Below are 23,261 nucleotides of genomic sequence, written 5' to 3' on the forward strand. Positions count from 1 at the left end.
TGCCGGCGAATTGTCGAGGAGGCGCGCCGCCGCGTCGAGAGAGAATGGAACCCACCCCTCAACCTTTGCGGTAAGACTTGATTAACATTTTGAAAAATCACGGGAATTAACCACGTATTCATACCCCGCGCCGCATAACGACCCTGCCAATTGCGTAGGGTAATGCGTCGCAATGATGAGCAGTAAAACCGGGGCGTCCGCCCGGGCGTCCCGGTCTCTCTCCCTTGCCGAAAGCCTCGACCGCGTTCACGTGGGCGAAGCTGTCGATGTCCTCAACCACCTCCCCGAAGCTTCGGTGGACGTGGTCTTTGCGGACCCGCCATACAATCTGCAGCTAGGGGGCGAGCTGACCCGGCCCGACCAATCGCGTGTCGACGGTGTCGACGATGCGTGGGACCGGTTCGATTCGCTTGCCAGCTACGACGCCTTCTCCAAGGCGTGGCTGAAGGCGGCGAAGCGGGTGCTGCGTCCCGGCGGGACGTTGTGGGTGATCGGCTCCTATCACAACATCTTCCGCGTCGGCTCGACGCTGCAGGATCTCGACTACTGGATCCTCAACGATGTCGTGTGGGTGAAGTCCAACCCGATGCCGAACTTCCGCGGCCGGCGGTTCACCAACGCCCACGAGACCCTGATCTGGGCGGTGCGCGACGCGCACGAGACCAAGTACACCTTCAACTACGATGCGCTGAAGGCGTTCAATGACGGGCTGCAGATGCGCTCAGACTGGACGCTGCCGATCTGCACCGGCCAGGAGCGGCTGAAGGACGAGGAGGGCCAGAAGGTCCATCCGACCCAGAAGCCGGAGGCGCTGCTCTACCGCGCGCTGCTCGCCAGCACCAATCCCGGCGACATCGTCTGCGACCCGTTCCTCGGTTCCGGAACCACGGCCGCCGTCGCCAAGGCGCTCGGCCGCCACTATATCGGCATCGAGCGCGACGAAACCTATGCGGCGGCCGCCCGCGAACGCATCGCGGCCGTCGACACCGCCCCGGAACAGGGCCTGCGCACCGTCCTCGGCAAGCGGGCAGCGCCCCGCATCCCGTTCGGCACGCTGCTGGAGGCCGGCCTGATGCGGCCGGGCGACGTGCTCACCTGCGCCAAGAACCGGCACAAGGCCATCGTCCGCGCCGACGCCTCGCTGGAGGCCGGCAGCCATGTGGGCTCGATCCACAAGGTGGGCGCGCTGGTGCAGGGGCTGGATGCCTGCAACGGCTGGACGTTCTGGCACTTCGAGCGGCGCGGAAACCGCCAGCCGATCGACACGCTGCGCGAGGAGATCCGCGCCACGAACGCGAAGGCCGCCTGATTTCCCAGGCGGCCCCAATCCCCGTCCGACGGGCTCGCGTCTCTTGCGCAGGTGGCGGTCAGGAGCCCTGGCCGCCGTCCCCTTCGCCACCTTCCCCGCCTTCGCCATCCGGAGCGCCGGCTTCGGTCGCGCCCGCCTGGCCCGAACGGGTCGCGTAGCCCGCGCCGCCTGCGCCTTTCGTGTTGGACGCGTCGGCCTCGATGTCCTTCTCCGACTTCGGGCCCTTGCGGGCTGACGAAGCGGACTGGAAGCGCGGTTTGCCGTTTTCGTCCGGCGGAAGGAACAGTTCCGGCACGCCCTCCGGAAGCTTCTCCACATAGAGCGAGGTCGACGGGAAGGCGAAGCTCGATCCCGCCCCGTAGACGATGTCGACCATGGCGTAGGCCAGCCGCTCCTTGGCCTCGAGCCACTCGCCCCAGACCGTGGTCTTGGTGAAGCAGTAGACCATGATGTTGATCGAGGATGAGCCAAATGAATCGATGCGGATGAAGGTCGAGGCATCCTGCGGCGACACGAAGTCCCCGCAGTCGAGAATGTAGCGCTCGATCCCGTCGCGGATCTGCTTCAGCTGATCGACGCTGTCGGTGTAGCCGACGCCCACCGTCCAGTAGATTCGGCGGCGGCGCATGAGCGTGTAGTTGATCATCGCGTTGTCCGCCAACGCGGCGTTGGGCACCTGCACCACCGTGTCGTCGAAGTTGCGGATCTTGGTCGAGCGGAAGCCGATATACTCCACCGTTCCGTCGACGACTCCGTCGACCTCGACCCAGTCGCCGTAGCGGCAGCGCTTCTCGATGAGGATCAGGAAGCCGGCGATCAGGTTCTTGAAGAGATCCTGTGCGCCCAGCGCCACCGCGGCGCCCACGATGCCCATGCCGGCGAGCAGCGGCCCGACCTGGACCCCCCACTCCTGCAGCACCACCGCACCGCCCAGAAAGACCACGACACCGGCAACGATGCGCTTCACCCAGTCGATCATCGTCGGGCTGAGGGTGCGCTTCAGCGGCCGGATCGCGTTCACGACCGGACCGACCATGCCGACCAGAGCCCAGAAGAGCGCGATCAGGATGAGGCTGGCGATGATGTGATCAGCCAGCGCCGCAAAGCGGCCATTGGCATCCACCTGAAGGATCTCGAAGGCGAGGAAGGCGCCGAGCGCGACCGGGAGAATGCCCGCCGGGCCCTGAAGGGCATCACGCACATCGGCTTGCAGCCCGTCGCCCTTCAAACCCGCAAGCCGAGCGAAGATCACCACGAAAAGGGCGCGCAGCGGGCGCCGCAGGATCAGGAACAGGAGAAAGATGCCAAGGGCGATCAGATAACGCCCGATCGGCAGACCGAAAGCCTGGTCGCCGAGCGCCGCCTGCGTGCCCGCCCAGATCTGCATCGTCTCGGGAAAGGCCTGTTCCAGCCGTGCGGCCAACTCGTCCGGCGTCACCGCGCCCACTCCCGACGGTCCGTTCCGGTTCGTGTCATCGTCTTGCCTCCAGCCATCACTTCGAGGTGAGTGGTAGTCGCTCGATCGGGCGAGGCCAAGCGTATCGGGCGCGTTCGGGATACAACGGCCCAAAAATTTCCGCCCGTGCCGCGTCTGGCCACGCGAACCTTCCCGCGCGACACTCGTTCCAACCGTATCCGCCCGCGCCCGAAAGGAGCCCGCGATGAACGCTCGCCCGTTCCACCGCCTCGCCATCGTCGCCGTCACCGCCCTGTGGGCCGGATCCGCGCTGGCCCAGGACACCGCGATCCTGTCCGCCTCGCCCCGCTTCCATCCCGTCGTCGCCCAGAACGGCATGGTCTCCAGCCAAGAGGCGCTGGCCACCCTGGTCGGCGTCGACGTGCTGCGCTCGGGCGGCAACGCGGTGGACGCGGCCGTGGCGGTCGGCTTCGCCCTCGCGGTGACGCTGCCGCGCGCCGGCAATATCGGCGGCGGCGGCTTCATGATCGTCCACGACGCGAAGACCGACGAAACCATCGCCATCGATTACCGCGAGATGGCCCCTGCCGCCGCCACCGAAGACATGTTCCTGAACGAGGCGGGCGATGCCGACCCGCTGAAGTCGCGCTTCTCTGGCCTGGGCGTCGGCGTGCCAGGCACCGTGCGGGGCCTGGCGCTTGCCCACGAGCGCTACGGGTCCGGCGCGCTGTCCTGGGCCGATCTGATCGCCCCCGCCGTGACGCTGGCGCGGGATGGCTTCCCGGTCAGCGACGACCTTGCCTCGTCGCTCGCCTCCACCTGGACCCGCGCGCATCTTGGCCGCGACGGCGAGGCGAACCGCATCTTCTACGAGCCGACCGACGGACCGCCCGCCGCCGGCGCAATCATGACCCGACCGGATCTCGCGGCCACCCTTGAGCGGATCGCCGAGGGAGGGCCGTCTGCCTTCTACGAGGGACCGGTGGCCGAGGCGATCGTCGCGAAGGTGAACGGCGCTGGCGGCCGGATGTCGCTGGAAGACCTGGCCGGCTACGAGCCCAAGGTGCGCGAACCCGTCACCGGGACCTATCAGGGCTACGAGATCGCTTCCATGCCGCCGCCGAGCTCGGGCGGCATCCACCTGATCCAGATCCTCAACATTCTGGAAGGCCTTCCCATCGCCGAAAGCGGTCTGAATTCCGCAAAGACCATCCACCTGATGGCCCAGGCCATGAACTACGCCTATGCCGACCGGTCGAAATATCTCGGCGACCCGGACTTCACCTCCGTTCCCGCAGACTGGCTGACGTCGCCGGACTACGCGGCGGACATTCGCAACGGTCTCGACCAGGAGCAGGCGACACCGGCCTCCGAGATCAAGCCCGGTGAGGCGCCCGCCGGTCACGAGAGCCCCGAGACCACCCATTTCTCCGTGGTGGACGGCGACGGCAACGCCGTCTCCAACACCTACACGCTGAACTTCTCCTACGGCGTCGGCCTCGTCGCCGATGGCACCGGCATCCTGCTCAACAACGAGCTCGACGACTTCTCCGCCAAGAAGGGTGTGCCGAACGCCTATGGCCTGATCGGCGGCGAGGCCAATGCGGTCGAACCGCTGAAGCGGCCGCTGTCGTCGATGACGCCGACCATCGTGTTCAGGGACGGCGAGGTGTTTCTGGTGACCGGATCGCCAGGCGGCAGCCGCATCATCACCACGGTGCTGCAGATCATCCTCAACACCGTCACCCATGGTCTCGACATCGCATCGGCCACTGCCGCGCCGCGCATCCATGACCAGTGGCTTCCGGATGAAATCCGCATCGAACAGGGCATCAGCCCGGACACGATCCGGCTGCTGGAGGAGATGGGCCATGAGGTCGCGGTGAAGGATGCCATGGGCTCCACCCAGTCGATCCAGGTGGGCGAGGACGGCACGCTCTACGGCGCCGCCGATCCGCGTCGGGCCGGCTCGCTTGCGGCGGGGTATTGAGCAATCCGAGGCGAAGTGGAAACCGGTTTTCTTGAGATTGCGGGACGAGAAGGCCTCGCCTAGTCCGTCTTCAGCGCGGCGGCGATTACCTTGCGCATGACGGTTGGCAGCGCCTCGCCGTCCAGCCTGTCGGTTGGCGACCACCAGGCGTCCGCCGGGGCCGCGATGTCGCGCCCGACCCGGGCCCTGTAGACGTCGAGCACCAGGTGGAAATGGGTGAAGGTGTGGCGCACTGGGGCAGAAAGCTTCCCCCAGTCTGCGCGCAACGGCGGCCCGTCCGCCTCACCTGAGCCGTCCTTCGTCGACCAGCCCTCGTTGGGCACTTCCGCCATGCCGCCAAGAAGCCCTTTCTCGGCCCGGCGACGCAGGAGCAAGGCGCCATCGGACCGCACCGCGACATACGCCGTGCCGGTGCGCGTCGGCTTCTCCTTCTTTGGCGCCTTGACCGGATAGAGGCCCTGGTCGCCCTCGATGCGGGCGTTGCAGTCCTCCGTCAGCGGGCAGATCGCGCAGGCCGGGCGCTTCGGCGTACAGATAGTGGCACCGAGGTCCATCATCGCCTGCGCGAAGCAGCCGGGCCTCTCTGTCGGGGTCATCTCCGCCACCACGGCGCGGACCTCCGCCTTGGCCTTCGGCAGCGGCGTGGCAATGCGCTCCAGCCGGGTGACGACGCGCTCCACATTGCCGTCGACCACGGCGGCCGCCTCGTCGAAGGCGATGGAGGCAATGGCGGCGGCTGTGTAGGCGCCAATGCCGGGAAGCTCGGTGAGGGCGGCGGCCGTCTGCGGAAAGCGGCCCTGATACTCGGTCGCGACGATCTCGGCACAGCGCTTCAGGTTGCGGGCGCGGCTGTAGTAGCCGAGGCCGGCCCACTCCTGCATGACGTGGTCGGTTTCCGCCGCCGCCAGGTCGGCAACCGCCGGCCAGCGCTCCACGAAACGCTGGAAATAGGGTCCGACCGCTGCAACGGTGGTCTGCTGCAGCATGATCTCCGACAACCACACCCGGTAAGGCTCCGGCCGATTGCCGGCCTTGCGCGCCTCCGGACCGATCCGCCACGGCAGCCGCCGGGCGTGACGGTCGTACCAGGCAAGCAAGGCCGCGGCACGGTTTCGGGCAAGCGTGGAGGGAGCGGGGCTCGGCATCGAGCGCGTGTGGCGCAAGCCCGGATCGATTTCAAGCCTTTCCGGAGAGACGCCCCTCGCGCAGGCGCGCGCGGTCGCCTAGACTGCATGCCTTCGTTCAACCCGCCACGATGAAGGACCGAGATGGCTCGCGGCAGCAAGCCGAGGGACGATACGCGTGCCGCACCGCCGCGCCGACGGCGGCGGGCCGTGCCGCTTGCCGATCTGATCGGCGACGCGCTGACGCCGGCCGCCCGCAAGCGCGGCTTCGCATCCGCCGCAATCCTCACCCACTGGGATTCCATCGTAGACGAGGAGACCGCGCGCACCGCACTTCCCGAAAGATTGATCTGGCCGCGGCGACAGTCCGACGAGGACGCCGCGGGCGGTGGAGCGACCCTCGTGGTGGCCACCAACGGCGCCTCGGCGCTCGTGCTCCAGCACACCGCGCCGGTGATCGTCGACCGGCTCAACACCTTCTTCGGCTGGCGCGCGGTTGAGCGCATCAAGATCGTGCAGCGGCCGATTCCCGCGCCGGAAGCGCCAAAACCGCCGCCCCCGCCCCTCACCGCCGAGGAGGAGGCCGCCCTGGCCGAACGCCTCGCGGCGATGGAGGACACGCCGCTCAAGGCCGCGCTGGAGCGCCTCGGCCGGGCCGTCATGTCGGCCCGACCCGACCGCGGCCGCTGAGGCCGCTTCGGCTCCGGCGAAGCGTCTTGCCGCTTGCCATGTTCCGCCACGATCGGCACGTAGGGGTCAGCAATCGTCCGCCGTTCGGGGGACAGATGAGGATCCCAGGAGGTTGAACCCGTGACGCTCACCCGCAGAACCGTCCTCGCAGCCGGCGCCCTCGCGCTCGCCCTGTCCGCGACCGGAGCCCCCGCCTATGCCCAGCAGGCCGAGCGCAGCGTCGACGTCGACAAGCTGATGGCCGAGGGGCCGCTTCCGGAGATGGCGCTGGGCTCCGAGGATGCCCCGGTCACCATCGTCGAGTATGCCTCGCTCACCTGCTCACACTGCGCCGCCTTCCACTCCGAGACCTATCCGGCGCTGAAGGAGCAATATATCGACACCGGCAAGGTCCGGTTCGTGCTGCGCGAGTTTCCGCTGGATCCGCTCGCCGCAGCGGGATTCATGCTCGCCCGCTGCCGCCCCGCCGACCAATATTTCGAGATGGTCGACCTGTTGTTCGACAAGCAGCGCCAGTGGGCTTACGCGCAGGATCCGGTCAGCGCGCTGCTCGCCATCGCCAAACAGTCCGGATTCACACAGGAAAGCTTTGAGGAGTGCTTGACGAATCAGGAGCTTCTCGACGGAGTGAACGAGGTGAAGGACACGGGCGCGCAGGACTTTGGCGTTTCGTCGACCCCGACCTTCTTCGTCAACGGCCGCATGGTGCGGGGAGCTCGAGGGATTGAAGAGTTCTCGGAAATCATCGACGAGAATCTCGACGGCTAGGATCACTCCCCGGCGCGCAGCGGTGCGCGCCCTTTCCGGGGGTCGCGCCACGCGGCCTCCGTACTCCCGCATCCGGGTGACGCCATGAAGTTCACCCGGCTGCGCCTCACCGGCTTCAAGTCCTTCGTCGATCCGACCGACTTTCTGATCGAAGACGGGCTGACGGGCGTCGTCGGCCCGAACGGCTGCGGCAAGTCGAACCTTGTCGAAGCGCTGCGCTGGGTGATGGGCGAGAGCTCCTACAAGTCCATGCGCGCGTCCGGCATGGACGACGTGATCTTTGCCGGCTCCGGCAAGCGGCCGGCCCGCAATGTCGCCGAAGTCTCCGTCCTGCTCGACAACTCGGACCGGTCAGCACCCGTTGGTTTCAACACCGAGGACACGCTGGAGATCTCGCGCCGCATCGAGCGCGAGTCCGGCTCCGCCTACCGGGTCAACGGGCGGGAGGTCCGTGCCCGCGACGTCCAGCTTCTCTTCGCCGATGCCTCCACCGGTTCGCGCTCGCCGTCGATGGTGCGGCAGGGCCAGATCGGCGAGCTGATCAACGCCAAGCCCACCTCCCGCCGCCAGATCCTGGAAGAGGCCGCCGGCATTTCCGGTCTCCACGCCCGCCGACACGAGGCGGAGCTTCGACTGCGGGCGGCGGAAACCAACCTGGACCGCGTCGAGGACGTGGTGGGCGAGATCGGCACCCAGCTGGAGAGCCTCAAGCGCCAGGCCCGCCAGGCGAACCGCTATCGCGGCCTGTCCTCCGAGATCCGCAAGATCGAGGCGCTGGTGCTGCACCTGCGCTGGCGCGCGGCGCGCACCGCCGCTGCGTCGGCGGAGGACACGCTGTCGGAAGCCAAGGACATCTCCCAGCGCGCCTCCGAAGCCCAGACCACCGCCGCCCGCGACCAGGCGGTGTCCGCCAGTGCCATGCCGAAGCTGCGCGAGCGCGAGGCGGAGGCGGGTGCGACGCTGCAGCGCCTCAGACACGCCGCCAGCCAGCTGGAGGACGAAGAGCGCCGCATGCGCGAGCGCCTCGGCGAACTGGAGCGGCGCATCGGCCAGATCGCAGCCGACATCGAGCGCGAATCCGCCGTCCATTCCGACGCCGAGGAAGCGGTCGCCCGGCTCGACGCCGAGCATGCCAGCCTCACCGCGGACGAGGAAGGCGCGGGGGACCGTCGCGCCGCCGCCGAGGCCCGGCTGGCGGAGGAGCAGGAGGCGCTCGCCAGGGCCGAGGCCGCCCAGGCCGAGGCGACCCGCGCGGAGGCCGGCGCCGCCGCCGAACGACGCCGTCTCGAGCAGGAGCGCGCCCGCACCACCAACGAGGTCAGCCGCGCCACCAGCGAGCGCGACAAGGTCCGCGCCGATCTGGCGCGCATTCAGGGCGAGCTGGAGCGCACCAGCGGCGTGGCGCAGGCCCGGGCGGCGCTGGAGAGCGCCGAAGCGACCGAACAGGCGGCGATCGCGGCCAGCGACGATGCAGAGGCGAAGGCGCGCGAGGCCCGGGAGGCCGCGGACCTGGCACGCGCCCCCGTCAGCGAGCGCGAGAAGGAGATTTCCGCGCTCGAAACGGAAAAGCGCACGTTGGAGACGGTGCTCGCCACCATCGGCGACGACCGGTTCCCGCCCGTCGTGGACCGGCTGAAGGTGGACCGGGGTTACGAGGTGGCGCTGGGCGCCGCGCTCGGCGACGATCTCGATGCCGCGCTCGACAACGACGCGGCGATCTTCTGGGGCGGTACGGGCGATCCCTCCGACGATCCGCTCCTGCCCGAGGGCGCCGAATCGCTGGCGTCGCACGTGCGCGCGCCGGCCGAGCTCTCCCGACGGCTCGCTCAGATCGGCGTGGTCGATGCGGAAGCGGGGCCGGCGCTGCAGACCATGCTACGGCCCGGACAGCGGCTGGTGTCGAAGCAGGGCGACTTCTGGCGCTGGGACGGACTGACCGCCCGCGCCGACGCCCCAACGGCCGCAGCTCAACGGCTTGCCCAGAAGAACCGGCTGGAGGCGCTGGCGGGCGAGCTGGAAACGGCCCACGCAGCGCTTGAGCGGGATCGGCAGGCCCTCGATACGGCCCGCACCGCCTCCGCGCAGGCCGCTGAGGCCGAGCGGGTCGCGCGCGACACCGCGCGGGCGGCGAGCCAGGCAAGCCGGGACGCCCGCACCCGGTTGGCGTCCGCCGAGAAGGAAGCCACTCAGCTGGAGAACCGGCGCAGCGCCCTGACCGAAGCCGCCACGCGCGCCCAGGCATCCGTGGAGACGGCGGAAACGGCGGCGGCCGAAGCCACTAAAGCCTTCGAGGCCGCTCCCGACCTCAGCGCGCTTGCCAAGGCACGCGAGGCGGCGGACGCCTCCGTCTCCAGCCTGCGCCGCTCCGCAGCAGAGGCGCGCGCCCGGCTGGATGGCGAGCGCCGGGAAAGCGAGTTGCGCACCAACCGCAAGGCGGCGATCGCCCGGGAGATCGAAAGCTGGCGCAACCGTGTCGCCACCGCGGCTGCCCAGCGCGAGGAGCTGTCCCGTCGCCACGGCGAGGCCGAGGCAGAACGCGCCCGGCTCCTCGACGCCCCGGAGGATCACGACCGCAAGCGGCGGGCGCTGAACTCGGAGATCGCCACCGCAGAGACCGAACTGGCGGCCGCCTCCGACGCGCGCGCTGCCGCTGAAACGGCGGTAGCGGAGACCGACCGAACCGCCAAGATGGCTCTGGAGGCGCTCAGCACGGCGCGCGAAGGTCTCGCCCGGGCGGAGGAACGGCTGACGGCAGCCCGCGAACGCCAGGCGGCCGTTGCCGAGGAGATCGAGGAAACGCTGGAGTGCGGCCCGGAGGAAGCCGGCGAGATCGGCGGCATCAAGCCCGACGCGCCGCTGCCCGACATGGACGGCGCCGAAAACCGGCTGGAGCGGCTCAAGGCGGAACGCGAGCGGCTCGGCGGCGTGAACCTGCGCGCCGAAGAAGAGGTTCGCGAGATGGAGGAGCGACGCGACACACTGACGCGGGAGCGCGACGACATCATCGCCGCCATCGCCCAGTTCCGCCAGGCCATCTCGAACCTCAACCGCGAAGCGCGTGCCCGCCTGACCGACGCCTTCGACACCGTCAATGAACACTTCAAGACCCTGTTCGTGCACCTGTTCGGAGGCGGCGAGGCGGAACTGACGATGGTCGAGGCCGACGACCCGCTCGAGGCCGGTCTGGAAATCATCGCCCGTCCGCCCGGAAAGAAGCCGCAGGTGCTGAGCCTGCTCTCCGGCGGCGAGCAGGCGCTTGCCGCCATGGCGCTCATCTTCGCCGTGTTCCTGACCAATCCGGCGCCGATCTGCGTTCTGGACGAGGTGGACGCGCCGCTCGACGACGCCAACGTCGAACGCTTTTGCGATCTCGTCGAGGAGATGACCCGGCGCACCGACACGCGCTTCATGATCATCACCCACAACCCGATCACCATGGCGCGCATGCACCGGCTGTTCGGGGTGACCATGGCCGAGCGCGGCGTCTCGCAACTCGTCTCCGTCGACCTGGAGACCGCGGAACGCTTCCGCGAAGCAGTTTGAGCCGCCGCCGCGGCCCATCCTCCACAGGCCCAGAAATGCCCTGCGCGACCCGATTTCCGCAGTGCACAAGCCAGACGCGGACGCAGGACGCTCGCCTGTCGGAAAACAGAAGCGATTCTAATGCCTTTTGCAGCCGGATGGCCGCTTGACTCTGGGAAATCGCGCTGCATAACGTTCGCGCCATCCGACAGGGGTGGTGGTGGCGCAGCCGGCGCCCGCCCTTCGTAAGGGCACGCGGCAGGTCCGGGGCCAATGGTCCGGACCGCAACAGCGGTCGAACGAAGATGGCAGGCGACGACAAGCATCATCGCGACGCGGACGAGATGGGCGATATCTCCGCCCGGCTTCGGACGCTCTCTGGAAAGATCGAGGCCCAGCGCGCGGCCCGGCGGAAGAAGGACGGCGGCGATAATTCGTCCAAGTCCACCTTTGCCGGTATCGGCCAGGCGCTCAAGCTGAGCTCCGAGTTCATCGGCGGCGTCGCCGTCGGAGCCATCCTCGGATGGCTTCTCGACCAGTGGCTTGGTACGACGCCCTGGGGAATGATTGTGTTGCTGATGCTCGGCTTCGCGGCTGGCGTTCTCAACGTGTTGCGTTCGGCGGGGTTGATCCAGACCCCGGAACCCGGCAAAAGGCGGGTCGACGAAAACGGAAGCGACGGTTCCTAGGCGGACCGGCGCCCAAAATCAGGAGCAGCGGAACAGGTGGCGGCAGAAGGCGCACTCGATCCGATCCATCAGTTCGAAGTCCATCCGATCGTCGATCTCCACGTCGGCGGCATGGATCTCTCGTTCACCAACGTTTCGCTCTACATGGTGGCGACCACGGCCGTGGTCGCCCTCTTCCTCATCCTGTCTACCGGCGGGCGCGGTCTGGTGCCGAGCCGATGGCAGTCGATGGCCGAGATGAGCTACGAGTTCTCCGCCTCGATGCTCAGGAGTTCGGCCGGCGCGGAAGGCATGCGCTTCTTCCCGCTCGTGTTCTCCCTCTTCATGTTCATCCTCGTGGCGAACATGATCGGCATGTTCCCCTACTTCTACACCGTCACCAGCCAGCTCATCGTCACCTTCGCCTTCTCCATGCTGGTCATCCTGACGGTCGTCATCGCCGGCATCCGCCAGCATGGCATGCGCTTCTTCAAGCTGTTCGTTCCCGACGGCGTCCCGATGGCGATCCTGCCGCTGGTGAGCGCGATCGAGGTGATCTCCTTCATCTCACGCCCGGTCAGCCTGTCGGTCCGTCTGTTTGCGAACATGCTCGCCGGCCACATCACCCTGAAGGTCTTCGCGGCCTTCATCGCCGCGCTCAGCGCGCTGGGCGTTGTCGGCATCCTCGGCGCGATCCTGCCGCTGATCATGACGATCGCGATCACTGCCCTTGAGTTCCTGGTCGCCGGACTGCAGGCCTACGTCTTCGCGGTCCTGACCTGCCTCTACCTCAACGATGCGCTGCATCCGTCGCACTGACGGCCTGCAACTCATCCCGTTTCGCAACACCAAAACCCGTTCACGCTAAGGAGCACACCTCATGGAAGCGGAAGCTGCGAAGTTCATCGGCGCCGGTATCGCCTGCCTCGGTCTCGGTGGCGCCGGCATCGGCCTGGGCCACATCTTCGGTAACTACCTTGCCGGCGCGCTGCGCAATCCGTCTGCCGCTGACGGCCAGTTCGGCCGCCTGATCTTCGGCTTCGCCGTGACGGAAGCCCTGGGCATCTTCTCGCTGCTGATCGCCCTTCTGCTTCTGTTTGCCGTCTGATCCAGGACGCATCCGTCCGAACCAACGGTACGGCCGGCGTTCCGACTGACTCAGACCGATCGCATGCGATGGCTGCGGGCCGCTTCGGCCCGTTGCCGGTGCGGTCAAGCGAACGCCGGCGCGAGAGGACGTAAGAGATGGCGAGCGAAAATCTGGCCAGAGAGGCCGCGGAAGCAACTCACGGAGCGGTCGACACTCCAATCGGAGTGGAGAGCGCGTTCCCGCCCTTCGATGCGGCGGCGTTCCCGTCCCATCTGTTCTGGCTCGCGGTCTCCTTCGGCCTCCTCTACTTCCTGATGCTCCGGGTCATCGTCCCGCGGCTGGGCGGCATCCTTGAGGATCGCCGGGACCGGATCGCGGGCGACCTCGGCGAGGCCGAGCGCCTGCGGGAAGAGACCGACGCCGCGATCGAGGCCTACGAGACCGAGCTTGCGGATGCCCGCAAGAAGGCTCACGGCATCGCCGCGGAGCGTCGCGACCAGATCAAGGCCGACAACGAGGCCAAGCGCCGCAAGGCCGAGGACGGTCTCACCGAGAAGGTCCGCGATGCGGAAAGCCGTATCGGCGAGATCAAGGCCAAGGCCCTGAGCGAGGTCGAGGACATCGCCTCCGACGCTGTCGAGGCGGTCATCGCGACCATCGCCCCGATCAGTGCCGACCGCTCGGAAATCACCGCAGCCGTCAAGGCGGCGAAGGAGTAGCGAGATGGGCACGGATACTTTCTGGGCACTCATAAGCCTCATCATCTTCCTCGCGATCTGCGTCTACTTCGGCGTGCCGGGCATGATCATCCGGTCGCTGGACGGCCGCGCCGAGCGCATCCGCAAGGAGCTCGACGAGGCCCGCCAGCTTCGCGAAGAGGCCCAGGCCCTGCTTGCGGAGTATCAGCGCAAGCGGCGCGAGGCCGAGGAAGAGGCCGAGCAGATCGTTTCCGACGCCAAGTCGGAAGCCGAGCGCATGACCGAGGAGGCGAACGCCAAGCTCGAGGACATGATCGCCCGGCGGACGAAGGCTGCCGAGGACAAGATCGCCCAGGCCGAAAACCAGGCTGTGGCAGAGGTTCGCGCCCGGGCCGCCGATCTAGCGATCGCCGCATCCGAGCGGATCCTGACCGACAAGGTGAAGGGCCCCGTGGCCGACGAGCTTCTGGCCAAGAGCATGGAAGACGTGAAGGGCCGCCTGAACTGAGGCTGCGCCCGACGGCCCAACAGGCCACCCGGAAACGCAAAAACGCCGGCGCTCTCGCGACCGGCGTTTTTCTTTGCGCGGACAATCCGCACACCTGCCTCGCCGCCTGATGCAGCGCTGTTACAGGCTGCGCATCACTCTTCGGGAGGCGTTGCGGCCAGGACCTGAATCACTGGCTCCACCAACTCAGCCTCGAACATCGACCCCGCTCCGGCAGACAGCGCGCGGCGCACGTCGTCGAGCGTCAGTGCCTGCTTGTAGGGGCGCCGCGACAGCATCGCGTCGGCGATATCCGCCAACATCACCAGCTTCGCCTCTTCGGAGATCCCCTCCGCCGCGAGCCCCTGAGGATAACCGCTGCCATCCAGACGCTCGTGATGCTCGCGCACGATCCGCGCCACGATGGCCGGAAAACCGTACGCGGTCACAAGGTCGATGCCGTAGTTCACATGATCGCGCATGACCGCCTGTTCATCGGGCGACAGTGGTCCGGGCTTGTACATTACGCTGGGCGAGACGCCGATCTTGCCGATGTCGTGCAGGAGCGCGCCGAACGTCGCCCATCTGCGGCGATCCTCGTCCCAACCGAGCGCGGCACTCACCCTGGCCACCGTGGTGGCGGTGCGCTGCAGATGCCCGACGGTGTCAGCGTCGCAGTCCGAAAGGGCCTGAAGCAGCGTGCGTGCCCGCTCCATCGCCACCTCGTGCGGCATTGCCTCCGGATCAGAATCCTGCGCCGGCGCCCCATGGATCAGCGCCTGAACCGCCGCAGAGCCGCCCTCGCGGTCGCGGGCCTGATCGGGTGGGGTGAAAGCGGCGTCGGCCGGTTGATCCGATGGATCGTCCGGCAGCGGCATCCACGTCGTGCGCGCGTCGTCCCCCCGGGAGGCGCGCGGTTTACGGAACCGCTTCATAGATTGATCTACCGAACCGTCGCCGTTCGACTGACCCCCACCGGCCAATCCTCCAGAGGTGAGACACTCGCCGTGGCTGAACCGGTCTCTTGAGAAGAAGAGATCAGACTTTCAACGGCTTGTCACGCTGCCGCCGGCGTCGGCACGCCCGATCCGCGCGGAAAGGCGCGGCATAGGGCCGGTTGATCGCCGCCACCGCTGGCGGATTGCACAGCCCGTACGCACCAGGACCAGCGGTCGTTACACGGCGCGGCGGCGTCTCAGAGCGCGAACGCGCGCGGCAAGGCTCGGGCCTTCCCGGTCCGGCGAGCCCAACGCGTCGTCATTTTCCGCCGAGAGCTGCTCGCCATCGCCTAGCGCACCGTTGGCCCTGGTCTGGGCCGCCACCACGGCGATCTCCGCAGCGATGTCCTGCAGACGCTCGCGCAGGACGGCCGTCTCCAGCCGGTCCATTTCGCCATGACCGTCGGCATTGCGGGCCAGCGCGGCATTCTCCGCGCGCAAACGTTCCAGCTCGTGACGGAGATCATCCAGTTCGGCCGTGCTCCCGGCCCGCTCGTGGCTGACGCCAGTGGCACCCGACAGCGCCGCCGCCTGTGCCACGCGGTCGAAGCTGTCGTCGCCGTTGCCGGCACCGTTGACCTTTGCGGCGGGCGCAGCCCTATCCGCCGCCCGACGTGCCTCGCCCTCCGCCTCGGCAGAGGCGCGTGCCTCCCTGGCCTGAGCCTCGAGGCGGGTCACATCGCTTTCCAGCGCCATGCGCCGGCTCTTCTCGCTCGCCAGCGCATTGTTGGCATCCGCCAGGCTCTGGCGGGTGCGCTCCAGATCAGCCGCGAGATCGGCGGCGGCGGAATCGGTCGGTGCCGCTTCGGCAACCGGGGCGGCAGCCGCTGCGGCCGTGAGACCGGCGGCGGCCTGCAGCCGTCGCACCGTGGTTTCCATCTCCAACCGCCTGTCGCGCTCGTCGGAGAGCGACGTGTTTGCTTCGGCCAGGAGCCGGCGCAGCTCGGCCACCTCGTCGCCGCTGACGCGGGCAGAGCGGAGATCGGAAAGCTCCTGCGAAAGCAGATCGATGCGGGCTTTCGCGGAGGCGGCCGACGACCGGTCGTGGTCGCCCTCGCGCAGCATCGCTTCGACCCGTTCGCGTGCCGCGTCGCGCGCTTCCTCGGCGTCGGCAAGAGCTGCGGCCTGATCGGCGAAGGCACGGTCGCGCCTGGCGAGCTCCGCCCGCGCCTCGTCTGCGGCGGCCTCGGCACGCTGCAGGCGGTCTGAGTGGGTCTCGAACTCGTGCTCGCGGTCGGCCAGCCGACGTTCGGCCTCCAGCCGCTGCGCCTTTTCTGCCGCCTGCTGCTCGGTCGACTGGGCAAGGCTCGCCCGAAGCGCGGCAACTTCCTCGCTGCTCACCTGGGCGGAGCGGATCTCGGTGATCTGGCTGGTGACGGCCTCGACGCGGGTTTCCGCTTCGGTCTTCTCGCGACGCACGGCCTCGAGCGCTTCGCGTGCGTCCGCAAGCGCTTCGGCTGCAACGCGCGCCTCCTCCCGGGCAGCCTCTGCCTGCTTGTCGCTGTCTGCGGCGCGGCCCGTCTGGAAGGCGATGTCCTTGTCCCGGTCGGCCAGGCGCTGCTCGATGTCGGCGAGCTTCGACCGTTCCTCGGCGAGTTCGCGCTGCAGCCGGTCGCGCTCGGTTTCGGCCTGGACGGCGCGCTCGAGCGCCCGCGCCAGATCGAACTGGAGCTTGTTGTCGCGCGCTGCGGCGAGCCTGGCGGCGGCCAGCTGGTCCTTGGCGGCTTCCAGCTGCTGCTCGAGGCCGCGCACCTCGACCGCATATTCCGCTCGGTGCACGTCACGCTCCGCCCGCGCTTCGGCAAGCGCCAGGGGACGCGCCCGGTCCGCTCGGCGGCGCGCCCGTTTGGCCGACCCCCGATAATAGAGAGCCAGCAGAAACGCGATCACGAACCCGACGACAGGTCCGTAGGTCACAAGCAGGGACAGGCGTTCGTCCACATCATCCTCCGCAGGCCGCGGAACTCGGAAGGCATCGACCGGCGGACAACTCGGTCGCGCCGGCCCGTCAGTCTTTAGCGCAGACGGCGAAGCGGGGCCACTTCACGATTCTGCGGGAGCGCACAGGCAAGTCCGGCCCGGGCGTCAGAACGGATTCCAGGTCGCCCGGCTGGTGAACTTCAGGTAGCCGAGATTGACGCCCAGCCGCGCCCCCACGCCGGAGCGAACCGGGACCACGTAGGTGGTGTCGGCTGCCAGCAGCGTCATGCCGAAGCCGCCGACCAGGTAAGCCGACCCGTTGACGCCCACATAGCGCTGGAAGATCGCCTCCACCGACGGCAGGTCGTAGACCAGCATCATCACCCGGGCGCCATCACCCCCGAAATCCCAACCGATCGACGGCCCCTGCCAGTAGACCCGGGTCTCCCCCAGCCGGGTGTAGAGCGTACCCTCGCCGTAACGCAGGCCGCCGATGAGGGCGCCCGAGCCCTCCTCGCCGAGAATGTAGGCGTTCGGCTCGCCATAGCGGGAGACGGCCTTCTCGATGACGGTGGCCAGCCCTCCGGAAACCTCGCCGAAGAAGCGATGGCCCGTGCTCAGCACCTCGTCGCCGCTGTAGGTCTCGCTGCCAGCCGGGCTGAGCGACCCGGACGGTTGGGCCGGCTGAGCATAATTTTCCTGCTGCGGCACCAGTTGCTGCTGGGCCATGGCCGGGGCAGGAAAAAGCGTGAAGGCCACGAGCGCGGCCATGGCGGCCAGGACGGGTGCAGGCCCGCAGCGCCGGCTCTGGGTCGTTGCGATCATCTCTCTCTCCTTCTGGCGACAGGCGGCGTGGCGATCGCCCCGAGAGCCGGCGGGCGGCTGTTGGCACGGCTGGTGCCGCCGTGTAACCCTCGCCGGATCATGCGAATCGCGCCGTTTTCGCGCGCTTCCGTCAGCGATCCCGAAAGGACCACCGTCCCGTGTCTTCCGAGCCTTCCGAAGAGCTTCTCGGCTCGCTTGAGCTTGCAAGCCTGCTGTCGAGCCGCATCTGCCACGACGTCGTCGGACCGGTCGGCGCCATCGTCAACGGACTGGAGCTGCTTGAAGGCGACGATTCGCCCGAAACCCGCGACGTCGCGCTGCAGCTGATCGAAAAGAGCGCGACCCAGGCGTCGGCGGCTCTCCAGTTCATGCGGCTGGCTTTCGGGGCCGGCGGGTCCGCCGGCTCGATGATCGATCTCGCGGATGCCCGGACGCTTCTCGAGGCTCAGTTCGAGAACGAGCGCGCCGACCTGGCGCTGACGCTGCCGGTCGCCGTGGCCCCGCGCTCGCAGGTGAAGGTGCTGCTCAATCTGGCGATGTTCGCCGTCCGCGCCATTCCGCGCGGCGGAACGATCTCGGCCAATGTGGAAATGGTGGCGGAGGACCGGCTGAACCTTTCGGTCGTGGCCGAGGGGCCGAAGGTCCGCCTGCCGGATACAACCCCGTTCGTCCTCGGCGAGGCCTGCGATGTCCCGCTCGACCCGCATTGCGTGCAGCCCTATCTGACGGGATTGCTGGTGCGCGCCGCCGGCCTGTCGGTCACGGCACGGCTGGAAGAGGATGACGGGCGGTTCGTACTCGAGGTACGCTGAGGGGGCGGATTTCCGGCCACCCGCCGGGACGGCGCGACGAGGCGATCCGTCCCCTGAAGGCTCAGGCCGATTCCTTGGCCACTTCCTCGTCGAGTTCCCGAAGGACATACCCGCGACCCCACACGGTCTCGATGTAGTTCTTGCCCCCGGTGGCCGCCGACAGCTTCTTGCGCAGCTTGCAGATGAAGACGTCGATGATCTTCAGTTCGGGCTCGTCCATGCCGCCATAGAGATGGTTGAGGAACATCTCCTTGGTCAGTGTGGTGCCCTTGCGCAGGGAAAGGAGCTCCAGCATCTGGTACTCCTTGCCGGTCAGGTGAACGCGCTGACCGCCAACCTCCACCGTCTTGGTGTCCAGGTTCACCGCGAGCTCGCCGGTGCGAATGATCGACTGGGCATGGCCCTTGGAGCGACGCACGATGGCGTTGATGCGGGCGACCAGCTCGTCCTTGTGGAACGGCTTGGTCATGTAGTCGTCGGCGCCGAAGCCGAGACCGCGCACTTTGTCCTCGATGTTGCCCAGGCCCGACAGGATCAGGATCGGCGTCGAGATCTTCGACATCCGCAGCGCCCTGAGCACCTCGTAGCCGGACATGTCCGGCAGGTTCAGGTCGAGCAGGATGATGTCGTAATCGTAGAGCTTGCCGAGATCGATGCCCTCTTCACCAAAGTCGGTGATGTAGACATTGAACTTCTCGGAATTGAGCATCAGCTCGATGCTCCGCGCCGTGGCGCCGTCGTCTTCGATTAGCAGTACGCGCATGCCAATCCCCTCGTGCCACCCGCCCTCGGGTTCGTCATGTCCGCCAGATGCGGGAACGACGGCATAGACGTGGTCTGTTTCCCGATTCGAGAGACTGACCAAGAATGGTTAACAAAAGCCGAATCGGACCCCAAGCGCCTTAATGACGGAAATGCGAAGTTCACCATAAGCCGTTCATCAAAAGGCATTCTTCATCCACAGCCGGCCGGGTTAACGGGCCGGATGAACCGGTGACCGCGCGCCCTGTCGAATTTGCGGCTCCCGACGGCCACGACGTCCGGCCGATCAGGAACGTGCTGATGGTGAACAAGAGCCGTAAACGATCGGTTACCAAGCGCGGTAAAAGACTCCTCCGAGCCGCCGACGCTTCAACGAGCGGTAACCGGAGGCAGGCGAATTCCGGTGAAAATGCCAACTCTTTGGCAAGGACTCGGCGCTAGGGTCCGTCTCCGGCATCGGGGGAGTGAGAAGCGTCATGAAGCCGCGCGAAAGCCTGGTACGTAACAAAGAGTTCGAGGTTCGGGAGCTGGAGCGCCAGCTCGCCCAGTCCGACATGATGATCGCCGACTTCCGGCGGATCGCGGACGATCTCGACCGTCAGATCGAAGCGGAGGAGCGGCGCACAGGCGTCGAGGATCCCGCTCACTTCGCCTATTCCACCGCTGCGCGGGCCGCCCGCCAGCGCCGCGACAAGCTGGAATCGTCCATCGCCGACCTGGAAGAGCGCCGCGCCGCGACCGCGGCGGAGCTCGATGACGTCAGCGGTGTCTACCAGTCCATGGTGACGGCCATCGACGCGGCCTGAGGGCCGCGTACAGCATCGATCCGACAACCAATCGAAGGCCCCGGCGTCCGCGCCGGGGCTTTTTTTGGCTTTTCTGCCAGACCGAACGCAGGCCGAGCGCCCCTGGCTGTGGCTGTCCTGCAGGCGTCATCGTTCTGTAAGCCGTTCGTCACAGCAGCGCGTCAGATCATCGCTAAGGGGAACGGATTGGTTGTGCGTGACAGCCCCCTCCCCCCTTCAAAAGGATTGCAGCGATGACGTCCTCGAAGATGTTGTTCGGCTCCGCCCTCGCCCTCGTCATGGCGAGCACCGGTGCCATGGCCCAGACGGAAATCACCTGGTGGCACGCCATGGGCGGCGAGCTCGGCCAGAAGGTCGAGGAAATCGCCGACGGCTTCAACAAGACCCAGAGCGACTTCAAGGTCGTGCCGGTCTACAAGGGCAACTACGCGGAGACCATGACCTCCGCCATCGCCGCGTTCCGCGCCGGCGAGCAGCCCCATATCGTGCAGGTCTTCGAGGTCGGCACCGCAACGATGATGGCGGCCAAGGGTGCCATCTACCCAGTCTACAAGCTGATGGAAGACTCCGGCCAGGACTTCGATCAGTCCGCCTTCCTGCCCTCCGTCATCTCCTACTACGTGGACGACGACGGCAACCTTCTGTCGCTGCCGTTCAACTCCTCCACTCCGATCGTCTATTACAACAAGACGGCGATGGAGAAGGCGGGGCTCGATACCGAGACGCTGCCCAAGACCTGGGGCGAGTTCGGCGAGGCCGCCAAGAAGATCGTCTCCTCGGGCGCCGCTCCGTGCGGCTTCACCACCACCTGGCAGTCGTGGATCCAGCTGGAGAATTTCTCCGCCTGGCACAACACGCCGTTCGCCACCCAGAACAACGGCTATGCCGGGCTGGACACCGAGCTTGAGATCAACGGCGAACTGCCGGTCCGCCACATCTCCGACATGGCGGAATGGGCCAAGGACGGCACCTTCAAGTACGGCGGCCGCCAGTCCAACGCCAATCCGATGTTCTTCTCCGGCGAGTGCGCCATCAACATGGCCTCCTCGGCCTCGCGCGCCGGCGTCCTGGCCAACGCCAAGGACTTCGATGTGACCTACGGCATGCTGCCCTACTACGAGGACGTCGACGGCGCCCCGCAGAATTCCATCATCGGCGGCGCGACGCTGTGGGTCCTGCAGGGCCATCCGGAGGACCAGTACAAGGGCGTGGCGGAGTTCTTCTCCTACCTCTCCAAGCCCGAGGTCCAGGCCGACTGGCACCAGTCGACCGGCTACCTGCCGATCACCACGGCCGCCTACGAGCTCTCCGAGAAGCAGGGCTACTACAAGGAAAACCCGGGCGCCGACCTGCCGATCAAGCAGATGACGCTCAACAAGCCGACCCCGAACTCCCGTGGCCTGCGTCTCGGCAACTTCGTCCAGATCCGGGACGTGGTGAACGAGGAGCTGGAGAATGTGTGGTCGGGCTCGAAGACCCCGCAGGAAGCCCTCGACGCCGCCACCGAGCGCGGCAACGAGCTGCTGCGTCGCTTCGAAGCCGCCAACTGACCGGCTGATGCCTGAACCGGGTCCCGGCGTTCGCGCCGGGACCTGCCCCTGTCCGATCGGCCGATTAGCGCGGAGCGCCATCGATGCAGACGAAGCGCGTGGTCTTCCGCCACACCTTCCTGCCCTACCTCCTGTGTCTGCCGCAGCTCGCCATCACGCTGGTCTTCTTCATCTGGCCGGCGCTGCAGGCGATCCGCCAGTCGATGCTGCAGCAGGACGCCTTCGGCCTGTCGACCACCTTTGTCGGGCTGGCGAACTTCCGCACCCTGCTCCGCGACCCCAGCTACCTGTCCTCGGTGCACGTCACGATCATCTTCTCGGTGGCCACCGCCGCGCTGGCCATGAGCCTGGCGCTGCTGTTCGCCGTGGTCGCCGACCGGGTGATCCGCGGGACCAACACCTATCGGACCGTGCTGATCTGGCCCTATGCCGTCGCCCCAGCCGTGGCCGGCGTGCTTTGGTATTTCCTGTTCAATCCGTCGATCGGCATCGCCACCTACGCGCTCGCGCAGCTCGGCATCGACTTCAATCCGGTGATCTCGTCCACCGATGCGTTGATCATGGTTGTGATCGCGGCGGCCTGGAAACAGGTGAGCTACAATTTCCTGTTCTTCCTGGCCGGGCTGCAGGCGATTCCGAACTCCGTGTTCGAGGCGGCTGCCATCGACGGCGCCGGCCCGATGAAGCGCTTCTGGACGATCGTGCTGCCGCTGCTGTCACCCACGACCTTCTTCCTGCTGGTCGTGAACATGGTCTACGCCTTCTTCGAGACCTTCGCGATCATCCACGCCACCACCCAGGGCGGCCCCGGCCAGTCGACCTCGATCCTGGTCTACAAGGTCTGGCGCGACGGCTTCGTCGCCCAGGACCTGGGGGGCTCGGCGGCCCAGTCCGTGGTGCTGATGACCATCGTCATCGCGCTCACCGTCATCCAGTTCCGCTTCGTGGAACGGCGCGTGGAGTATTGAGGGGCCCATGGTCGAGCACCGCCCGATCCTCAACCTGCTGAGCCACCTGGTCCTGCTGCTGGGCGTGGCGCTGGTGGCGTTTCCGGTCTGGATCGCCTTCGTGGCCTCCACCCATGCGCCGCACGACCTGCTGACCGGTGTCGTGCCGCTTCTGCCCGGCGATCATCTGGTCGAGAACTACCGGGATGTCCTGTTTCGCGGCGTCTCCACATCCGGCGCCCCGCCGATTGCCCTGATGCTCGGCAACTCGCTGGTGATGGCCCTGGGCATCGCGCTCGGCAAGATCGCCATCTCGCTGCTGTCCGCCTTCGCCATCGTCTATTTCCGCTTCCCGTTCCGCATCGCGATTTTCTGGCTCATCTTCATCACGCTGATGCTGCCGGTGGAGGTGCGGATCCTGCCGACCTTCGAAATCACCGCTCAGCTCGGTCTGCTGAACTCCTATGGCGGGCTGATCCTGCCGCTGATCGCCAGCGCCACGGCGACGTTCCTGTTCCGCCAGTTCTTCATGACGGTGCCGGAGGAACTGGCCGAGGCGGCCCGCATCGACGGCGCCGGCCCGCTGAAATTCTTCCGGGACATTCTGCTGCCGCTGTCGCGCACCAACATCGCGGCGCTGTTCGTGATCCTCTTCATTTACGGCTGGAACCAGTATCTCTGGCCGCTGATCGTGACCACGAGCGAGAGCTACTACACCATCGTGATGGGCATCCAGCGTCTGGTCACGGTCGCCGACCAGCTTCCCCAATGGCACTACGTGATGGCGACGACGGTGCTCGCCATGCTGCCGCCGGTCGTGGTGATCGTCGTCATGCAGCGCCTGTTCGTCAAAGGCCTCGTGGAGACGGAGAAATAGG

21 protein-coding genes are annotated in these 23,261 nt (G+C 67.3%); 15 read left to right on the forward strand and 6 right to left on the reverse strand.

Annotated elements, in window-relative coordinates:
- The first annotated feature begins 175 nt into the window (after positions 1 to 175).
- On the forward strand, positions 176 to 1,309 hold the full coding sequence (locus tag C507_RS0116305; protein ID WP_040401325.1) for a site-specific DNA-methyltransferase: 1,134 nt from the start codon (positions 176 to 178) through the stop codon (positions 1,307 to 1,309).
- A gap of 58 nt (positions 1,310 to 1,367) precedes the next feature.
- Here C507_RS0116305 and C507_RS21750 read toward each other — a convergent pair whose 3' ends face one another.
- On the reverse strand, positions 1,368 to 2,756 hold the full coding sequence (locus tag C507_RS21750) for a mechanosensitive ion channel family protein (RefSeq protein WP_018700788.1): 1,389 nt from the start codon (positions 2,754 to 2,756) through the stop codon (positions 1,368 to 1,370).
- 214 nt (positions 2,757 to 2,970) lie between these two features.
- Between C507_RS21750 and ggt the strand changes: the two genes are divergently transcribed.
- Entirely contained in the window at positions 2,971 to 4,716 is a 1,746-nt protein-coding gene (ggt, locus tag C507_RS0116315; RefSeq protein ID WP_018700789.1) for a gamma-glutamyltransferase, read from the forward strand.
- A gap of 59 nt (positions 4,717 to 4,775) precedes the next feature.
- Here the strand turns inward: ggt and mutY are convergent, their stop codons facing one another.
- Positions 4,776 to 5,861, reverse strand: a complete 1,086-nt coding sequence (mutY, locus tag C507_RS0116320; RefSeq protein WP_040401267.1) for an A/G-specific adenine glycosylase — start codon at positions 5,859 to 5,861, stop codon at positions 4,776 to 4,778.
- A gap of 123 nt (positions 5,862 to 5,984) precedes the next feature.
- Between mutY and C507_RS21755 the strand changes: the two genes are divergently transcribed.
- From C507_RS21755 to C507_RS0116360, 8 genes are all read left to right on the forward strand, one after another.
- Entirely contained in the window at positions 5,985 to 6,530 is a 546-nt protein-coding gene (locus C507_RS21755; RefSeq protein WP_018700791.1) for a DUF721 domain-containing protein, read from the forward strand.
- Positions 6,531 to 6,650: 120 nt separating this feature from the next.
- On the forward strand, positions 6,651 to 7,298 hold the full coding sequence (locus C507_RS0116330; protein WP_018700792.1) for a DsbA family protein: 648 nt from the start codon (positions 6,651 to 6,653) through the stop codon (positions 7,296 to 7,298).
- 84 nt (positions 7,299 to 7,382) lie between these two features.
- Positions 7,383 to 10,841: a chromosome segregation SMC family protein gene (locus C507_RS0116335; RefSeq protein ID WP_018700793.1), complete on the forward strand. Its 3,459-nt coding sequence runs from the start codon at positions 7,383 to 7,385 to the stop codon at positions 10,839 to 10,841.
- Between the two features lie 284 nt (positions 10,842 to 11,125).
- Positions 11,126 to 11,509, forward strand: coding sequence for an AtpZ/AtpI family protein (locus C507_RS0116340; protein ID WP_018700794.1), 384 nt, complete (start codon positions 11,126 to 11,128; stop codon positions 11,507 to 11,509).
- Positions 11,510 to 11,545: 36 nt separating this feature from the next.
- Positions 11,546 to 12,307 carry a F0F1 ATP synthase subunit A gene (locus C507_RS0116345; protein ID WP_018700795.1) on the forward strand — a complete coding sequence of 254 codons (762 nt, stop codon included), beginning with the start codon at positions 11,546 to 11,548 and terminating at the stop codon, positions 12,305 to 12,307.
- Positions 12,308 to 12,368: 61 nt separating this feature from the next.
- Positions 12,369 to 12,596 carry a F0F1 ATP synthase subunit C gene (locus C507_RS0116350; protein ID WP_018700796.1) on the forward strand — a complete coding sequence of 76 codons (228 nt, stop codon included), beginning with the start codon at positions 12,369 to 12,371 and terminating at the stop codon, positions 12,594 to 12,596.
- A gap of 137 nt (positions 12,597 to 12,733) precedes the next feature.
- Positions 12,734 to 13,297: a F0F1 ATP synthase subunit B gene (locus C507_RS0116355; RefSeq protein ID WP_040401268.1), complete on the forward strand. Its 564-nt coding sequence runs from the start codon at positions 12,734 to 12,736 to the stop codon at positions 13,295 to 13,297.
- Between the two features lie 4 nt (positions 13,298 to 13,301).
- Positions 13,302 to 13,784 carry a F0F1 ATP synthase subunit B gene (locus tag C507_RS0116360; RefSeq protein ID WP_018700798.1) on the forward strand — a complete coding sequence of 161 codons (483 nt, stop codon included), beginning with the start codon at positions 13,302 to 13,304 and terminating at the stop codon, positions 13,782 to 13,784.
- 134 nt (positions 13,785 to 13,918) lie between these two features.
- Here C507_RS0116360 and C507_RS21760 read toward each other — a convergent pair whose 3' ends face one another.
- The 3 genes from C507_RS21760 to C507_RS0116375 form a co-directional block, all read right to left on the reverse strand.
- Positions 13,919 to 14,698 (reverse strand): HD-GYP domain-containing protein, encoded by a 780-nt coding sequence (locus C507_RS21760; protein ID WP_083923621.1) that lies wholly within the window; start codon positions 14,696 to 14,698, stop codon positions 13,919 to 13,921.
- A gap of 240 nt (positions 14,699 to 14,938) precedes the next feature.
- A complete protein-coding gene (locus C507_RS0116370; protein WP_018700800.1) occupies positions 14,939 to 16,702 on the reverse strand; it encodes a coiled-coil domain-containing protein in 1,764 nt (587 codons plus the stop codon).
- Between the two features lie 144 nt (positions 16,703 to 16,846).
- Positions 16,847 to 17,506: a DUF1134 domain-containing protein gene (locus C507_RS0116375; protein ID WP_018700801.1), complete on the reverse strand. Its 660-nt coding sequence runs from the start codon at positions 17,504 to 17,506 to the stop codon at positions 16,847 to 16,849.
- 158 nt (positions 17,507 to 17,664) lie between these two features.
- On the opposite strand from C507_RS0116375, the gene C507_RS21765 reads away from it, so the two are divergent.
- A complete protein-coding gene (locus tag C507_RS21765; protein ID WP_018700802.1) occupies positions 17,665 to 18,318 on the forward strand; it encodes a histidine phosphotransferase family protein in 654 nt (217 codons plus the stop codon).
- Positions 18,319 to 18,379: 61 nt separating this feature from the next.
- Here the strand turns inward: C507_RS21765 and ctrA are convergent, their stop codons facing one another.
- On the reverse strand, positions 18,380 to 19,081 hold the full coding sequence (gene ctrA / locus C507_RS0116385; RefSeq protein WP_018700803.1) for a response regulator transcription factor CtrA: 702 nt from the start codon (positions 19,079 to 19,081) through the stop codon (positions 18,380 to 18,382).
- Positions 19,082 to 19,556: 475 nt separating this feature from the next.
- Between ctrA and C507_RS0116390 the strand changes: the two genes are divergently transcribed.
- The 4 genes from C507_RS0116390 (at position 19,557) to ugpE (ending at position 23,260) form a co-directional block, all read left to right on the forward strand.
- The gene (locus C507_RS0116390) at positions 19,557 to 19,886 is read left to right on the forward strand and encodes a hypothetical protein (RefSeq protein ID WP_018700804.1); all 330 of its coding nucleotides are present in this window, start codon (positions 19,557 to 19,559) and stop codon (positions 19,884 to 19,886) included.
- A 233-nt stretch (positions 19,887 to 20,119) separates the two neighbouring features.
- Positions 20,120 to 21,436, forward strand: a complete 1,317-nt coding sequence (ugpB, locus tag C507_RS0116395) for a sn-glycerol-3-phosphate ABC transporter substrate-binding protein UgpB (RefSeq protein WP_018700805.1) — start codon at positions 20,120 to 20,122, stop codon at positions 21,434 to 21,436.
- 83 nt (positions 21,437 to 21,519) lie between these two features.
- On the forward strand, positions 21,520 to 22,404 hold the full coding sequence (ugpA, locus tag C507_RS0116400) for a sn-glycerol-3-phosphate ABC transporter permease UgpA (protein ID WP_018700806.1): 885 nt from the start codon (positions 21,520 to 21,522) through the stop codon (positions 22,402 to 22,404).
- 7 nt (positions 22,405 to 22,411) lie between these two features.
- Entirely contained in the window at positions 22,412 to 23,260 is an 849-nt protein-coding gene (gene ugpE, locus C507_RS0116405; RefSeq protein ID WP_018700807.1) for a sn-glycerol-3-phosphate ABC transporter permease UgpE, read from the forward strand.
- The last annotated feature ends 1 nt before the right edge of the window (position 23,261 follow it).

The organism is Amorphus coralli DSM 19760 (assembly GCF_000374525.1).
GTDB classification, from domain to species: Bacteria; Pseudomonadota; Alphaproteobacteria; order Rhizobiales; family Amorphaceae; genus Amorphus; species Amorphus coralli.

Bases quoted from the DNA above. Each gene is read 5' to 3' on its own strand.
- ctrA (WP_018700803.1), bottom strand. From the start codon at position 19,081: ATGCGCGTACTGCTAATCGAAGACGACGGCGCCACGGCGCGGAGCATC.
- C507_RS0116355 (WP_040401268.1), top strand. From the start codon at position 12,734: ATGGCGAGCGAAAATCTGGCCAGAGAGGCCGCGGAAGCAACTCACGGA.
- C507_RS0116335 (WP_018700793.1), top strand. From the start codon at position 7,383: ATGAAGTTCACCCGGCTGCGCCTCACCGGCTTCAAGTCCTTCGTCGAT.
- ggt (WP_018700789.1), top strand. From the start codon at position 2,971: ATGAACGCTCGCCCGTTCCACCGCCTCGCCATCGTCGCCGTCACCGCC.
- C507_RS21755 (WP_018700791.1), top strand. From the start codon at position 5,985: ATGGCTCGCGGCAGCAAGCCGAGGGACGATACGCGTGCCGCACCGCCG.
- ugpB (WP_018700805.1), top strand. From the start codon at position 20,120: ATGACGTCCTCGAAGATGTTGTTCGGCTCCGCCCTCGCCCTCGTCATG.
- C507_RS0116340 (WP_018700794.1), top strand. From the start codon at position 11,126: ATGGCAGGCGACGACAAGCATCATCGCGACGCGGACGAGATGGGCGAT.
- C507_RS0116350 (WP_018700796.1), top strand. From the start codon at position 12,369: ATGGAAGCGGAAGCTGCGAAGTTCATCGGCGCCGGTATCGCCTGCCTC.
- mutY (WP_040401267.1), bottom strand. From the start codon at position 5,861: ATGCCGAGCCCCGCTCCCTCCACGCTTGCCCGAAACCGTGCCGCGGCC.
- C507_RS0116375 (WP_018700801.1), bottom strand. From the start codon at position 17,506: ATGATCGCAACGACCCAGAGCCGGCGCTGCGGGCCTGCACCCGTCCTG.
- C507_RS0116305 (WP_040401325.1), top strand. From the start codon at position 176: ATGAGCAGTAAAACCGGGGCGTCCGCCCGGGCGTCCCGGTCTCTCTCC.
- C507_RS21760 (WP_083923621.1), bottom strand. From the start codon at position 14,698: ATGAAGCGGTTCCGTAAACCGCGCGCCTCCCGGGGGGACGACGCGCGC.
- C507_RS0116360 (WP_018700798.1), top strand. From the start codon at position 13,302: ATGGGCACGGATACTTTCTGGGCACTCATAAGCCTCATCATCTTCCTC.
- ugpE (WP_018700807.1), top strand. From the start codon at position 22,412: ATGGTCGAGCACCGCCCGATCCTCAACCTGCTGAGCCACCTGGTCCTG.
- ugpA (WP_018700806.1), top strand. From the start codon at position 21,520: ATGCAGACGAAGCGCGTGGTCTTCCGCCACACCTTCCTGCCCTACCTC.
- C507_RS0116390 (WP_018700804.1), top strand. From the start codon at position 19,557: ATGAAGCCGCGCGAAAGCCTGGTACGTAACAAAGAGTTCGAGGTTCGG.